Below are 14,472 nucleotides of genomic sequence, written 5' to 3'. Positions count from 1 at the left end.
AAGGGAGGGAAAACACATGAAGAATACGAACCGCAGCATTTTGCTTGGCGCTGCCTTCTTGATGGCAACTTCCGCCATCGGACCGGGCTTTCTGACGCAAACCACTGTTTTCACCGAACAATTGCTGGCATCATTCGGTTTTGTTATCCTCATTTCCATCATTATTGACATTGGCGCCCAGACAAATATTTGGCGCATTATTGCCGTATCGGGAAAACGGGCTCAGGACATTGCCAATGACGTCCTTCCTGGTCTTGGGTACTTGCTGGCCATTCTGGTGGTTATGGGTGGCCTTGCTTTCAATATCGGCAATATTGCCGGAGCAGGACTCGGAGTCAATGTCTTGTTCGGGATTGACCCTAAAGTCGGGGCATTGGTAAGCGGCTTAATAGCGGTCGGCATCTTCGTGATTAAAGAAGCCGGCAAAGCGATGGACCGCTTTGCTCAGGTTCTTGGTTTTGTCATGATCGGTTTAACCCTTTACGTCATGTTCACTGCACAGCCTCCTGTAGGCGAAGCCGTCGTTAAAACATTTGCTCCGGATACAATCGATATCTTTGCCATCGTCACACTGGTCGGCGGCACTGTCGGCGGATACATCACGTTTGCCGGCGGGCACCGGCTCATCGATGCCGGGCTGACCGGCAAAGCCGCGGTGCCGCAAGTCACCCGCAGTTCCATCTATGCCATCGGGATTGCCTCCCTCATGCGCATCATTCTCTTCCTGGCCGTATTAGGGGTTGTATCGCAAGGGCTTTCTTTGGATCCAGCCAACCCGCCGGCATCCGTTTTCCAGTTGGCTGCCGGAAATATCGGCTATAAGATTTTCGGTGTTGTCATGTGGGCGGCTGCCATCACTTCGGTAGTCGGAGCAGCTTATACTTCGGTTTCTTTTATCCGGACCTTCAGTGCGTTTCTCGACAGAAACAACCGCTGGCTGGTCATTACCTTTATCGTTATTTCCACAACCGTCTTTGTCATAGTCGGCCAGCCCGTGCTGATTCTTGTCCTGGTCGGTTCCTTGAACGGCTTGATCCTGCCGATTGCACTCGGCGTTATGCTCGTTGCTGCACATAAAGCAAAAATTGTCGGCGACTACAAACACCCGCTCTGGATGACCATTTTCGGTATTGTCATCGTCATCGCAATGGCTTGGATGGGCATTTATACTTTGTCGAACGGCATTCCTCAATTGTTCAAATAACAGCAAAAGACGCTGAGAGCATTGTGCTCCAGCGTCTTTTCGTTTACTTTCCTGTTTTTTCATTGCCGTGCTTGAAATGGCCGGTCGCTTTCGCCAACACCAACTGGAGGTCTATGGGCGTTTCAGCTTGCTGCAGGCGGCTAATCAGTTTTTCCGCTTCTTTCCCTTTAACGCTTTTGATTTCTTTGCCTCTGTACGAGATAAATACCGTAAGATTCTTGCTGATTCTGTAGGTGAAGGGTTCTTCTTCCAACCGGTTGCGTTTATCAATAGTGCTCATGTTCAGCCTCCTTGATTTCGGCCTTTTCCGGACAATTCACGCTTCCTCAAGCACTTGTTGTATGCGTACTGCTACTTGTTCCAAGTAATCTTGACTATGCGGCACCAAGTCGGTTTTACTGATCGTCTTAGCAAATGGTTCTGCAGTTCCGTCATCTGCCATTTTAAACCCTTCTACAGCCGCCTGCGCCCTATTCCCCGTACATAACTCTGAAAAATCCTGAAAATCAGCCGACACTACCCCCGCCACTTCTTCTTTTTGCAACTCAAACCTTAGGTCAGGGTTGTTGATTCGATATAAAAAAACATGGCACAGTTCATTGTCGATAAAGTTCTCCTGGCGGATTTGATCTTTGATAATGCCAAGCGGTACAAGGTCTTCAAAGGCTACTGCAAGCCCTAGCTCTTCTTGTACTTCCCGCACCCCGTCGCGCACTGTCTCTGTCGACAAGAGATGCCCCGCAGCTGTAATGTCCAAAAGCCCCGGGAAGTCTTTTTTGCCGCTGCTGCGGAGTTGCAGATGGATCCGGTCAGCCCCTTCTTCCCGGCTGACAATCCAGCAATGGAACGTTTTGTGCCAGTGCCCTTGTTTATGTATGTCTTCGCGCGCCGCTATTCCAAGGTACCGGTTATCTTCAGTATAAATTTTAATTTTTTCCGATTCCATCCAATCCCTCCTTTTTCCGTCCTTGTTTTTATCGTACACAAAAAGAAACCGGTTAATGATTATTCAACCGGTTTCTTAAAACTGTGATTTATTTTTATTCCGTGACAACTGCCTCGACTTTATAAAGAAACTGCTTTGTTCTTTCTTCTTTTGGATTCAGGAAGATTTCTTTTGACGTCCCTTGCTCTACAATCACCCCTTCATCCATAAAAACCACACGGTCAGCCACTTCTTTTGCAAAATTCATTTCGTGTGTAACGATGACCATTGTCATGCCTTCTTCTGCCAGGCTTTTGATGACGAGCAGCACTTCGCGTACAAGTTCCGGATCAAGTGCTGAAGTCGGCTCATCAAAAAGCATGACGAGCGGATTCAAGGCAAGCGACCTGGCAATCGCGACGCGCTGCTGTTGCCCGCCTGACAGTTGTGCCGGAAAATGATCGCAGCGGTCGCCTAACCCTACTTTGGCCAGCAAAGCTTCAGCGATCGTTCTCGCTTCTTCCGGTTTTGCCCCGTGAATGGCAATAGGGCCTTCCATAACATTTTCAATAGCGGTTTTATGGGGAAATAAATTGAACGACTGAAAAACAAAGCCGGTTTTTTTCCTTAACTCCCGTATCACTTTTTTACGCTGGCGGTCAATTTTACCGCCAGCATGCACTTGGTATTCCCCAATTTGAATGATGCCATCGGTCGGCTCTTCCAAGAAATTCAAGCAACGCAGCAAGGTGGATTTTCCGGAACCGCTGGGGCCCATGATGACCACAACTTCGCTTTTATCGATTGTCAAATCGATGCCTTTTAATACTTCGTTGTCGCCAAAGGCCTTTTTTAGATGTTCGATTTGAATCATTGTCATAGTATTCTCCTAACTTGTCAGCGGACTAAGTATTTGGAACTCTGCACTTCCAGCTTATCCAGCAGCTTGGTGAAGAATGATATCAAAATCCAATAAATCGCAGCGGCCACCAAATAAATGGTCAGCGGTTCAAACGTTTTCGCGATGATCAAACTCGACATTTGCAGCAATTCGGTAACGGTGATGACCGAAACGAGTGAGGTGTCTTTGATCAGTACAATAAAAGAATTGGATAAAGTCGGAATGGCGATCCGCAAGCTTTGCGGCAAGATGATTCGCTTCAGCGCCTGGGGGTAGGTCATCCCCATTGACATCGAGGCTTCCATTTGACCGTTATCAACTGCCAGGATGGAAGCACGGAACGACTCTGAAAGATATGCACCGGCATTTAAGCTCAATGCCACCACCCCCGAAGAAATCGGGTCCAAAGAAATTCCAATTTGCGGCAAGCCGTAATAAATGACAAAAATCTGAACCAAAAGCGGCGTTCCCCGCATGAGAGAAACATACGTATTGGCTACTTCATTCAATACTTTTACTTTCAGAATGCGGATAATAGCTGTGAAAAATCCGATCACCAATGCAATCAGGATGGATATTGCTGCTAAGAAAATCGTCATCAATGTCGCTTTCAGCAAGGACGGCAATGAGTCAATTATAATGGTAACGTCCATATATCCTCCATTCAGACAAGTGCTATGCTTGTTCTTCCGTTTATACGAAAGTTTCTTCCTTGTATTCAATATCGATGCCTAAACGTTTCAACTCTGCCAGAAACGGCTGGAACCGATCCCGAATAATCAAACTTTCGATTGGAACAACGCCTGTCTCGGTTATTTGTTTTGTTGCAATCAGTTTCGCCATAAGCAGCGACGGAAGAGCCGTTGTTTTAGCCATTGATGTGATATTTCGTTCATCATCGTACAAATCAACCATTTCCCATTGATGCTTTATGCGGTTGCCGTCTTTCACTCCCGTTACTTCAACTCTCATTACTGTAACGTCTTGATGTGATTCTCCTTTCATTTTCGTTGCCAGCACCTTTTCAGCAAAGGCGCGCGGAGTAACCGAAATCCCTTCGACTGCGACCGGTGTGTCGTCCAGAAAGCCGAGTTCACCGATCACTTTCATTTTTTCCCAATGGCCAGGATAGCGCACTGTTTTTTCATATAAATTTTTTACTTTTCCTTTTAGTATGAATGCTGTGCTATGAGCATCGGTTATGACCGTTTCGCAAAGCCCGACAGGCTCAGGAAAAGTTATTTCCTGCAAATTCGACAGCGAAGCCAATTCAACAATTTCTCCGTCTTGAATGGCAATAGCCGGCTTTGTATACAGCCGCAACATGCTTTCAAGGCGGTACACCACTTGATACCAAAGAGGCGGAATCGGATGCCTCGGGATTCCGCCGCACGTCATTACTGCTTCGTCCGCTTCATCAAGGAGATCGATGCCTTGCGCCGCCAAAAAATTGGTTATTCCTGGAGCTACGCCGCACCCCGGTACAATGATGACACCTGCGCTTTTTGCTTGCTCATCCAGCTCCATCTTTTCCATGAACTGTGAACCGACTAAATCCACCAGATGGCACTGAGAGGAAATAGCCGCCTTAACGGCCGACAGACTAAGAGAATGAGGAAGACAAGCAACAGCCACGTCAGCGCTGCTCAATACGCGCGCGATGTCTTCTTCTGTTTGGAGAGCAGCTACTTTGCCGGTCACTTTCGGATTATCGGCAATGGCCAAGCATTTATCAATGCTCGCTTGGTTTACATCCACAGCGGTAATCCGGTCGATTTCCGGGAATTTCACCATCTCTGTCACGACCGTCGTGCCAATCATTCCTGTACCTAATACGAAGATGTGCAAGCTTCTCTTCTCCCTTCTCCATGAACCTATAAAAAAGTTGCAAACAAAGTGATCAAAGACGTTCCTTTGACCACTTTATCCGACTATTAATTTGCTAATGGCTCTGTTCCAAACCATTTTTTGTAGATTTCATTATAAGTTCCATCTTCTTTCATTTCGGCTAACGCCACGTTCACTTTTTCGATGAAATCTTCATTGCCTTTATTGACCGCCATGCCGATTTCATCCTTATTCAAAATATCGCTGGCTATTTTAATCGGAAGGTTTTGTTCCTTGATGTTGTAGCTGATGAGCAATTGGTCGTTAATAATCACGTCCAAGCGTTTGTTTGTCAGGTCCTGGATGTAATCGCCGACAGCTTTGTATAACTTCACTTCAGCTCCATCGACACTGTTTGCCACTTCTTCAAAAGTCGTTCCACCACCGACGCCGACTTTTTTGCCTTTGATGTCTTCAAGTTTTGTAATATTATCTGTATCTTCGCGTGTCACGAGCACTGACCCGGTGATGACGTATGGATCCGTGAAATCGACGCTTTTCTTCCGTTCTTCTGTCACTGTCATCTGGCCGATGATGATATCAAATTTATCGGCCTTCAACCCACCGATCAGCCCATCCCATTTAGTTGCAATAAAATTCACTTTCACGCCAAGGCGCTCCGCAATTTCATTTGAAATATCAACATCAAACCCCTGGTATTCATCATTGTCATCAATGAAATTAAAAGGCGGGTAAGTTCCCTCAAAAGCCACATTCAATTCCTTCGATTCTTCAATCCGGTTAAGTACGCCGTCTTTATTGCTTTCTTTTTCTCCCTGCACCGTTTCTTTGGCATCTCCTGAACCACAAGCTGCCAGCATACCGAGAAGCAGTAAAAGGACGATTGACCATAAAGCATTTCTCTTCATTCTATTTTCCCCCTTCTTTTGTAGAACTGCTTTTTCTTTTGACATGGAAAAATAACGTTCAGCCGATTTGCATGCAAAACAAAATCTGTCAACGATTTATCGGAGAACATGGGTAAATGGACTTTTTTGTACGGGGAATAGGAGCGAGTAAATTGCTGCAGATGAAGTTTTGAATTCCCTTTTTCTAGCAGGTATTCCCTTCATTATTCCTTACCAGCGAGAGAAAGTCAATTTGTTTTCAGACTTTTCTGAAATTTAAGAAACAGGTTCTATATGAGTAATTTGACTGAAAGAAATTTTATTTAGAGACTTTTTTCTGCTTTTCAACTTTGAAGATTTGCTTCTGCCAAAAGATTTAGAGCCATAAAAAAACTGCAGACAAACTCGGCTTTTCGAGTTTGTCTGCAGCCTTTATTCACTAATTGTTACGTCAATTAATAACTAGCACTTCTTCGGTTTCTGTTTTTGACACCCGCGGATCCTGCAGCCAGCATGCAGCGGTATGATGATCATTTCCTACCACTGTGTCGCGCGGTGTAAAGGTATGGCATACCTTCATCGTATGCGGGCAACGGGCAGCAAATGCACAGCCTTCTCCGAGCGTCGCGAGATTCGGCGGCGAACCGGCAATCGGCAGCAGCGGTTGGGAACGGTCTTCGTTCATCTTTGGCATTGACTGCAGCAAGCCTAAAGTATACGGATGCTGCGGATTATAGAAAATTTCATCCAAAGTGCCCTGTTCCACAATTTTCCCGCCGTACATGACAGCTACCCGGTCCGCCATATTGGCGACGACTCCAAGATCATGGGTAATGAGGATGATTGCGGTATCGGTCTTTTTCTGCAAGTCTTTCATCAGATCGAGAATTTGCGCTTGGATGGTGACATCCAGTGCCGTGGTCGGCTCGTCTGCAATCAACACTTTCGGATTGCAGGCAAGTGCCAAGGCGATGACAACCCGCTGGCGCATCCCGCCTGAAAATTGATGCGGGTAATTATCGAGCCGCATTTCCGCCTTTGGAATGCCGACAAGTTTCAGCATTTCAAGCGCCCGTTCCCGCGCCTGCGCTTTCGACATACTTTGATGGCGCTGCAAGCCTTCCATGATCTGTTTGCCGACTTTCATCGTCGGATTCAGTGAAGTCATCGGATCCTGGAACACCATTGAGATCTCCGAACCCCTGATATCCGTTATTTGTTTATTTGATAGTTTCAACAAGCTTTTATCGTCATAAAGAATGTCGCCTTTTGTGATTTCCGTCGTGCTTTTTGGCAGCAGGCGCATAATCGACTTCGCCGTCACGGATTTTCCGGAACCGGATTCCCCAACAATCGCCAACGTCTCGCCTTTCTTCAATTCAAAATTCACGCCCCGTACCGCAGTGATTTTGCCGGTTTGGGTCTTAAATGAAACATGCAAGTCTTCAACTTTTAAAACGGTGTTTTTCATGGTGGACCCTCCCCTATTTTTTCATCTTCGGATCTAGTGCATCGCGCAAACCATCAGCGAGCAAGTTAAAGCAAATCATGATGACACTGATGACCAGCGCCGGATAAATCAGTTTGTACGGGAAATACCGCATCGATTTATAGCCGTCTTCAATCAACACTCCAAGAGACGCAAGCGGCGCCTGCAGCCCGAGTCCGATAAAGCTCAAGAACGCTTCAAAGAAAATCGCCGTTGGAATCGTGAACATGACGGTGACGATGACTGGTCCCATGACGTTTGGCATCAAATGCTTCCAGATCAAACGGCCGTTTGAAGCGCCGAGCGTCCGGGAAGCGAGGACAAATTCCTGCCCTTTAAGCTGCAGGATTTGCCCGCGTACGACCCGGGCCATCCCGACCCAGCCGGTAATGATCATCGCCAGGATGATGGACCGGATGCCCGGTTCGAGCACCAGAATAAAGAGGATGATAACAATCAAGTTCGGAATCCCCATCAGAACTTCAATGATCCTCTGCATGACATTATCCACCCGTCCTCCGTAAAACGAAGAAATGCCACCGTAGATAACCCCAATCACCAGATCGAGCGCAGCTGCCACTAGTGCAATGAATAGAGAAATCTGTGTTCCTTTCCAAACCCGTGTCCAAAGATCGCGGCCAAATTCATCGGTACCGAACCAATAATTCGTCGCCACATCGCGTTCGGCGTATTGGTTCACGCCATTCGCATCTACGCCGTCAAAGCCCATCCATTCCAGGCCGGCTACTTTTGGCGGCATATTGGAATGAGCTAAATTCTGTTCGCGGTACGTAAATTCGTTCATGCTTGGCCCGATCAATGCCATGACAATCAGGAGCAGCAACAGCACCAATGAAATCATGGCCCCTTTGTTTTTGGTTAAACGCTGGAAAGCCTCTTGCCAGAAGGACACAGAAGGTGTCGAAATTTCTTCGCTTTTCTTTTGGTCGAGCGGCGCTTTTACAAACAAGTCAGATGGAATGTCATCCGGGATGTAATCGTTCTGGGTTTGAATATCCCGGTGCAATGGAAGTTTTGCATCAAATTCCTTCATGCGGATTCCCCCTTATAGTTAATGCGGGGATCCAGGAAGCCGTAGATAATATCGACTACAAAGACCACAAAAATGAACAATGCGCTGTAGAAAATGGTAATCCCCATGATGACGCTATAATCCAGCACAAGAATGGACAAAGTAAACTGCTCGCCAAGCCCTGGAACTGAGAAGATTTTTTCAATAACCAATGTTCCGGTCATAATTGAAACCGCAAGCGGCCCAAGCATCGTCACTACCGGAATCAATGCGTTCCGGACAACGTGTTTAACAATGACCTGGTTTTCTTTCATGCCTTTTGCACGCGCCGTTATGACGTAGTCTTGCCCCAGCACTTCAAGCATTTCGCTTCGGATAAACCGTGCCACCGTCGCGGTGACGGTTACCGACAAAGCAATGGAAGGAAGCAAGGTGCTCGAGTAGCCTTCCCAAAGCGCAACCGGAAGCCATTCCAATTTAACACCGACGTAATATTGCAGCAAAGCAGCAAAAACGAAAGATGGAATCGACATGCCAATAACTGCTAATGCGACCGACCCGTAATCAAAAATCGAATTATGCTTCAAAGCTGAAATAATGCCAAGCACAAGGCCCAGAATGGCACCGATGACCAAAGCCTGCAAGCCGATAAAAGCGGATGGCCCAATGCGGGTGCTGATCATGCTGGAAACCGTTCGTCCTTCATGTTGGAAAGAGTAGCCCAAATCCCCTTGTACCAAATTTCCTAAATAACGGATGTACTGAATAGCCACCGGCTGGTCCAGTCCATACTTTGCATTTAAGACTGTCAATTGCTGGGCCGTCAATTTTTCCGGATTGGTAAACGGCGTTCCGGGCAACAGCTGCATTAAAAAGAACGTAGCAGTAACAATGATAAAAAGAGTAAGTAACATATATCCTATTCGCTGCACGAAATAACGCTTCATGGTAACACCTCAATTCTGTAAGTTGAGTAGCCTTCTGGATGAAAAATACGAGGGCGCCGGTTTCCCGGCTACACCCTCGTATCTATAGCTGTATCAGCTGCAAATTACTCCTCGATCGATGCCCATTTGTAAGAATGGGATGCACCAGTCGGGTGTACGATTAAATCTTTAATTTTGTCTCTCATCAAGATAGAAGTTCCGTCCTGGTAAAGAGGCACGATTGCTGCGTCTTCTTCCAATAGGATTTTCTCAATGTTCAATAGCATCTCGTAGCGTTTTGAAAGATCTGTTTCTGTACGTGCCTGTGTTACCAATTCATCCAGTTTTGGATTGTGGTAATCCATACGGTTAGCAGAACCGCCTTTTACCCACATATCCAAGTACGTCATTGGATCGCTGTAGTCAGGTCCCCACGAAGATAAAGACAAATCGTAGTCAATGGCTTTTTCGATTTCCAAACGCTGAGCGAACGGAACTGCTTTGATTTCCAATTTAAAGCCTGGCAGGTTGTCTTCCAATTGAGCTTGAAGGTATTCCGCCACTTTTTTATGGTCTTCGGAGTCAGAGATGTTGATGGAAACTGCAACGTCAGATGCGCCCGTTTCCTTCAAGCCGGCTTCCCAAAGTTTTTGTGCTTCTTCCACTGTTCCTGTATTGAAGTCGCCATTCAGCTCACGGTAGTCTTTTCCTTCAGGAGATTGGAAGAATCCTTTCGGCACTACACCGTTCAACGCCGTAGAACCGTCTTTCAAGATAACATCTGTCAAACTTTTTTTATCGATTGCCATATTGATCGCCTGGCGGATGTTTTTGTTTCCAAGCACCGGATGCGTATGATTGAAGCGCAAGAAAATCATGCTTGGCTCCAAAATGGTGTCAAAGTTTGGATCGCTCTTGAATTGATCAACTGATTCTGAGCTCAAGTCGATGCGGTCCACTTTATTTGTTTCATACAAGTTAACGCCAGTTGCTGGATCTTTTACGACATACGCATTGATCGTATCCAGCTTAACTGCTTCTGCATCCCAGTAGTCTGCGTTCTTTTCATATTTCCACCCCTGGTCATGTGTCCATTCAATTAATTTGAATGGTCCGTTGAAAAGAATGTTTTCTGCTTCAAGTGCATATTGGTCGCCTTGCTCTTCAACAAATTTCTGGTTTTGCGGCAAGAATGTCGGGAAAGTCAAAAGAGACTGCAGCAATGGGTTGGCACTTTCCAATGTCACTTCCAAAGTTTGCTCATCTACAGCTTTTACCCCTAGCTCAGCTGCATCTTTTTCGCCGTTCATAATCGCTTCCGCATTTTTGATGCTTGCTGTAACAAACATGAAGTTGTACGGGCTTGCATCTTTCATCACGCGTTTCCACGCATATTCGAAATCCTGTGCCGTGACCAGATCTCCATTGCTCCATTTCGATTCGCGCAATTTGAATGTATGGACGGTCTGGTCTTCGTTCTCTGTATGTTCTGTTACCAACGCTTCGATTGGCTGGTGGTTCTCATCCTGGCGGTAAAGCCCTTCGTTTACGTTGTTCAATACGGTAAACGCTACGCCGTCATGCGCTTTTGTAGAGTCCAAAGTAGGAATGTCCGCTGTTGCCGAAATGTTCAATACTTGGCCTGCTGCTTTCGTATCCCCTTCTTTGTCCCCGCTTCCTTCACTAGAACTTTCAGAAGAATTAAAGTTACATCCGGATAATATTAAGACGAATGCCATAAGAATCATTAAAGCTTGAATTCTGATCTTTCTCCCCATTTTCCCCTACCCCCTATTTTCTAATAATTCTTTTTAATCATAATAGTTATTTTACAATTAGGCAATAAGATATTTTAATTTTCAAAAACTACAAAGGGGTGGTAATCTTTAGATAAGAAAAGAAAGGACTACTATTTATGACATTTAAATCTATTTTGTTTGCGTTGTCGCTGTTTGCTTCTTTCATATTGTCTTTCCTGCTGGAAAGCGCTTGGAGCTTCACTCAATGGCTCGATGCCATTTTCCTGGTCGGCCTGTCTTTGCTGGTCATCGCTTCCATCCTCCTGCTGATTGAAGGCAGATTTTTTGCTGCGTTCATTCAAAGCACTAAAAACTTTTTTGCAAAAATAAATAAACGCGAGCAGATGATCCGGGAAAGTGAAAAAAGGACTGGAGAGCCGGTTGCTTATGCTAAACATTTCCCTTCCCGAAAAGCCTTTTTCCACGTCGGCCTGCTGTTTTTTCTGACGGGCCTGCTGCTGTCCTCAGCGATTTACTTTTTGTAATGCAAAAAGCCTTCCGCTTTGTTTAAGCGGAAGGCTTTTAAGATGCTTCGTATATCGTGACCCGGTTTTTCCCGCGTCTTTTCGATTCGTAGAGTGCCTGGTCGGCTTGTTCAATGATTTGTTCCATTGTTTTATGTTCAGAGGAAAAACTTAAGCCCATCGAAACGGTCAGTTTGCCTCCCGGCTGCCGCTCTTCTCCCTCAAACTTGTAATCCTCCACTTTTTTGCGGAACCGCTCAGCCAAAAAAATCACTTCTTCCGGTTTGGAAACGTTTGTATAGCAAATCACAAATTCCTCTCCGCCGTAGCGGGCGACTACGTCTTCTTCTCTTGCACTTTCCAGCAGCAATTGGCCAAGCGTCCGAAGAACCGAATCCCCTTTCTGGTGGCCGTGTGTATCGTTATAAACTTTAAAATAATCGACGTCGATCATCGAAACCAGCATCGGCGTATTTTCGCTTAGAAGGCCTTCCACTTTGTTTTTGAAAAAGCGGATATTCGGCAAGCGGGTCAGCGCGTCTTGATTCGAATACATTTCAAGTTCCTTCCGCAAAAGAAAGCTGCGGTTTTCTTCATTCAAAATCAATGTCATTGCCAGTACCGCAATCACCGCAAAAAAGAACATCGCAATAGTGATTGATACGGAAACCGGTGTGTTGAGCAGCATCCATACCGATTTGAGAAGCTCAAATACGAGGAATCCCAGAACCATTCTTTTGAAGTCAACGAGCGGAAAAAAGATATCGGTCTTTGGGTGTTTGCGGTGAAAAAAAGCACCTATAATCACCGGCAGCAAAATGGCTTGGAATATGCCGATGACCGCCGTAGGTCCGCCTATAAAAGCACGATAAATTACTGGAATAATAGCAGACAGCAGCCCATATTGCCAACCCCCTACATAACTGACAAAAAACAAAGGCACTTCTCTTAAATCCAGCCGCATGCCTTCATAATTGAACGGATTGTACATAACAGAAAACGTGAGAAAACTGATAAAAAGAGCAGACAACCCAAGCAGGTAAGAAGGCTTTTTCAGTTCCAATTTTAAAAACTCTTTGGCTTTTAAAGCGAGATACATCAAGGCAATGATTAATGCCATATTTTCCATGAAGAAAAAAAGAAGCGAATTCATTTTCTGTTTACCAACTCCTAGTGGCTGTGTTAATCCATATTCTATCAATCAAAGTAAAATAATTACAGATTTATTTTACTTGTTTCTTTTGCGCTTAGCGAGCGGGGTAGCTTTGCCTTACTTTTAGCAGATAGACGAAAGCAGAAAGAGCTGCAAATTACCTATTCTTTTAATTGCTAAAGGCTTATAATGACGCTAAACAGGAGGTGGGGAAATGGCTTTGAAAGAAAAGTTATCGCTTTGGCAGCAGGAAGGATTCATTGACCAAAGTACGGCTGATAAAATCTTGGCATTCGAGCAAAAGCAGGAAAAACCCAACCGCCTTCCGCTTTTGCTTATTATTGGCCTTGTTTTTTTCTCGCTCGCCGTCTTTAGTTTTATTGCAGCTAACTGGCAAGTCATGCCGGCTGCTATAAAGATTGGTTTGGTTTTGTTGTTGATGTGGCTGTTTTACGGCTTTGGGCACTTGTCCGACCGCAAAAATTTCGGCTGGCCGCATATCTTTCGGCTGATTGGGCTCGCCATGTTCGGGGCCGCGATGATTGTAGCCGTTCAAGCATTCCACTTGTCTTTATCCAGCTCGCTGATCGGCTGGGCACTTTATCTGGCAGCGATTGCCCATTATTTTTATTGGCGCCATCTTGCCTATGCCGTTGTGGCGTTTATTTTTGGGGTGCAGGTCTTGCTGTCTTCCGTTCTTACGATGGGGTGGATTGAATGGTTTGTTTACGTCGCTGTTTCACTTGGCTGGCTTTACTTCAGCAAAGACAAACTGCCAATCGCATTTAGTTGGCTGCTGCTATTCGGAAGCGGATTGATGCTCTTTGCGGTAGCGGATTATGAAAGCCGGTTATGGCCCATCTGGACCTTATTCGTTTTGGTCGGTCTTCTGGCTCTTGTTTTCCCCGAAAAGCGAAAAACGCTGCAGCCGCTTTACTTGCTGGCAGGCGGCGCCATTTCACTGGGCTACCTGGCCATTCGGGGCTCTTCTCTATCCATCTTCAAAGATTTGAACCCGTGGGAGTCCGTGCTGCTATTGTTTGCGGGCATTGCAATATTGGCCTTGTGCTATTTCCGCATCCAGCCTCTTGTCTGGCTAGCAGCGCTTGGTGCAATTGGATTATCGCTATACGACAGTTCTGCAATTAGTCTGGCTGTTTTAGCGGAAGCGGTGGCGCTCGGTTATCTGGTTGTCAACCATCACCAGAATCAACCGCTTAGCCTTGGATTTGTGTATTTTATTTTAGTGCAAGTTGTGCTTTACTTTATCTTTGCTTGGCAACGGCTCGATATGTCGCTGTTCTTCCTGCTCGGTGCGCTTCTTTTGTTTGCTTTGTCAGGTATTGCCTGGTGGTTTAACCGCAAGAAAGCGAGGGCTGCTTCATGAAGAATTATTTGTTTCCTTTAATTCAAACCCTTATTGTGTTAGCAATCGCTTTAAGCTTTTACGCAGCGTCATGGTTTGGCGATCAATTCATGCTGCGGGCAGAGCCGTACGATCCATTTGATCCATTTTTCGGCGAGTACGTGCTCCTCCAATACCCGGATTTGCGGCCGGAAGGCTTGAACAACGGCGAAGTTTACTTCACTTTGAAAGAAGGTCCGGATGGCTACGCCGTCCTCGACCGGGTTTCGAACGAACCCTTTTTTGGAGCCATTCACGGTACGTATTACAGCGATACCTTAACCGCTCCCCAACTGGAGCAATATTATGTGGAACAAGGAACCGGGCCGGGGCTGGAACAAGCCGAAGAGCTGGCGATAACCATAGATGTCGCTCCGTGGGGCACCATTCGGCCGGTCTTTTTGGAAGCACGGCCACATTAAAAAAAGCTTTCTTCCG

The 14,472-nt window shown here is 46.0% G+C and carries 15 protein-coding genes; 4 read left to right on the top strand and 11 right to left on the bottom strand.

The genetic code is table 11. The annotated features are described in order from the left end of the window. Positions 1-16: 16 nt before the first annotated feature. Positions 17-1,204: an NRAMP family divalent metal transporter gene (locus QWY22_RS01070; RefSeq protein WP_300982534.1), complete on the top strand. Its 1,188-nt coding sequence runs from the start codon at positions 17-19 to the stop codon at positions 1,202-1,204. A 43-nt stretch (positions 1,205-1,247) separates the two neighbouring features. Here the strand turns inward: QWY22_RS01070 and QWY22_RS01065 are convergent, their stop codons facing one another. The 10 genes from QWY22_RS01065 to QWY22_RS01020 form a co-directional block, all read right to left on the bottom strand. Further along, positions 1,248-1,484, bottom strand: coding sequence for a hypothetical protein (locus QWY22_RS01065; protein ID WP_300982533.1), 237 nt, complete (start codon positions 1,482-1,484; stop codon positions 1,248-1,250). A gap of 36 nt (positions 1,485-1,520) precedes the next feature. Then, positions 1,521-2,150, bottom strand: a complete 630-nt coding sequence (locus QWY22_RS01060; protein WP_300982532.1) for an NUDIX hydrolase — start codon at positions 2,148-2,150, stop codon at positions 1,521-1,523. A gap of 94 nt (positions 2,151-2,244) precedes the next feature. Continuing rightward, a complete protein-coding gene (locus QWY22_RS01055) occupies positions 2,245-3,003 on the bottom strand; it encodes an amino acid ABC transporter ATP-binding protein (RefSeq protein ID WP_300984301.1) in 759 nt (252 codons plus the stop codon). Positions 3,004-3,026: 23 nt separating this feature from the next. Beyond that, a complete protein-coding gene (locus tag QWY22_RS01050; protein WP_300982531.1) occupies positions 3,027-3,683 on the bottom strand; it encodes an amino acid ABC transporter permease in 657 nt (218 codons plus the stop codon). Positions 3,684-3,723: 40 nt separating this feature from the next. After that, a complete protein-coding gene (locus QWY22_RS01045; protein ID WP_300982530.1) occupies positions 3,724-4,878 on the bottom strand; it encodes a saccharopine dehydrogenase family protein in 1,155 nt (384 codons plus the stop codon). An 86-nt stretch (positions 4,879-4,964) separates the two neighbouring features. Next, on the bottom strand, positions 4,965-5,786 hold the full coding sequence (locus tag QWY22_RS01040; protein ID WP_300982529.1) for a transporter substrate-binding domain-containing protein: 822 nt from the start codon (positions 5,784-5,786) through the stop codon (positions 4,965-4,967). 430 nt (positions 5,787-6,216) lie between these two features. After that, positions 6,217-7,236: an ABC transporter ATP-binding protein gene (locus QWY22_RS01035; RefSeq protein ID WP_300982528.1), complete on the bottom strand. Its 1,020-nt coding sequence runs from the start codon at positions 7,234-7,236 to the stop codon at positions 6,217-6,219. Between the two features lie 13 nt (positions 7,237-7,249). Further along, positions 7,250-8,308: an oligopeptide ABC transporter permease gene (opp3C, locus tag QWY22_RS01030; RefSeq protein ID WP_300982527.1), complete on the bottom strand. Its 1,059-nt coding sequence runs from the start codon at positions 8,306-8,308 to the stop codon at positions 7,250-7,252. Then, the gene (locus tag QWY22_RS01025) at positions 8,305-9,234 is read right to left on the bottom strand and encodes an ABC transporter permease (protein WP_300982526.1); all 930 of its coding nucleotides are present in this window, start codon (positions 9,232-9,234) and stop codon (positions 8,305-8,307) included. The genes opp3C and QWY22_RS01025 overlap by 4 nt, the downstream gene beginning before the upstream one ends. Before the next feature lie 104 nt (positions 9,235-9,338). After that, positions 9,339-10,991 (bottom strand): peptide ABC transporter substrate-binding protein, encoded by a 1,653-nt coding sequence (locus QWY22_RS01020; protein WP_300982525.1) that lies wholly within the window; start codon positions 10,989-10,991, stop codon positions 9,339-9,341. 137 nt (positions 10,992-11,128) lie between these two features. On the opposite strand from QWY22_RS01020, the gene QWY22_RS01015 reads away from it, so the two are divergent. Further along, positions 11,129-11,497 carry a DUF3899 domain-containing protein gene (locus tag QWY22_RS01015; RefSeq protein ID WP_300982524.1) on the top strand — a complete coding sequence of 123 codons (369 nt, stop codon included), beginning with the start codon at positions 11,129-11,131 and terminating at the stop codon, positions 11,495-11,497. Positions 11,498-11,534: 37 nt separating this feature from the next. On the opposite strand, the gene QWY22_RS01010 is transcribed toward QWY22_RS01015, so the two are convergent. Further along, complete coding sequence (locus tag QWY22_RS01010) at positions 11,535-12,629, bottom strand: GGDEF domain-containing protein (protein ID WP_300982523.1); 1,095 nt, start codon at positions 12,627-12,629, stop codon at positions 11,535-11,537. Between the two features lie 214 nt (positions 12,630-12,843). On the opposite strand from QWY22_RS01010, the gene QWY22_RS01005 reads away from it, so the two are divergent. Continuing rightward, the gene (locus tag QWY22_RS01005) at positions 12,844-14,016 is read left to right on the top strand and encodes a DUF2157 domain-containing protein (protein ID WP_300982522.1); all 1,173 of its coding nucleotides are present in this window, start codon (positions 12,844-12,846) and stop codon (positions 14,014-14,016) included. Further along, complete coding sequence (locus QWY22_RS01000) at positions 14,013-14,456, top strand: GDYXXLXY domain-containing protein (protein ID WP_300982521.1); 444 nt, start codon at positions 14,013-14,015, stop codon at positions 14,454-14,456. The genes QWY22_RS01005 and QWY22_RS01000 overlap by 4 nt, the downstream gene beginning before the upstream one ends. Positions 14,457-14,472: the final 16 nt, after the last annotated feature.

Origin of the sequence: Planococcus liqunii (assembly GCF_030413595.1) — a bacterium.
Classification (GTDB): domain Bacteria; phylum Bacillota; class Bacilli; order Bacillales_A; family Planococcaceae; genus Planococcus; species Planococcus liqunii.
Note: the sequence above shows the minus strand (reverse complement) of the source record. Positions and strands in the feature narration are given on the sequence as shown.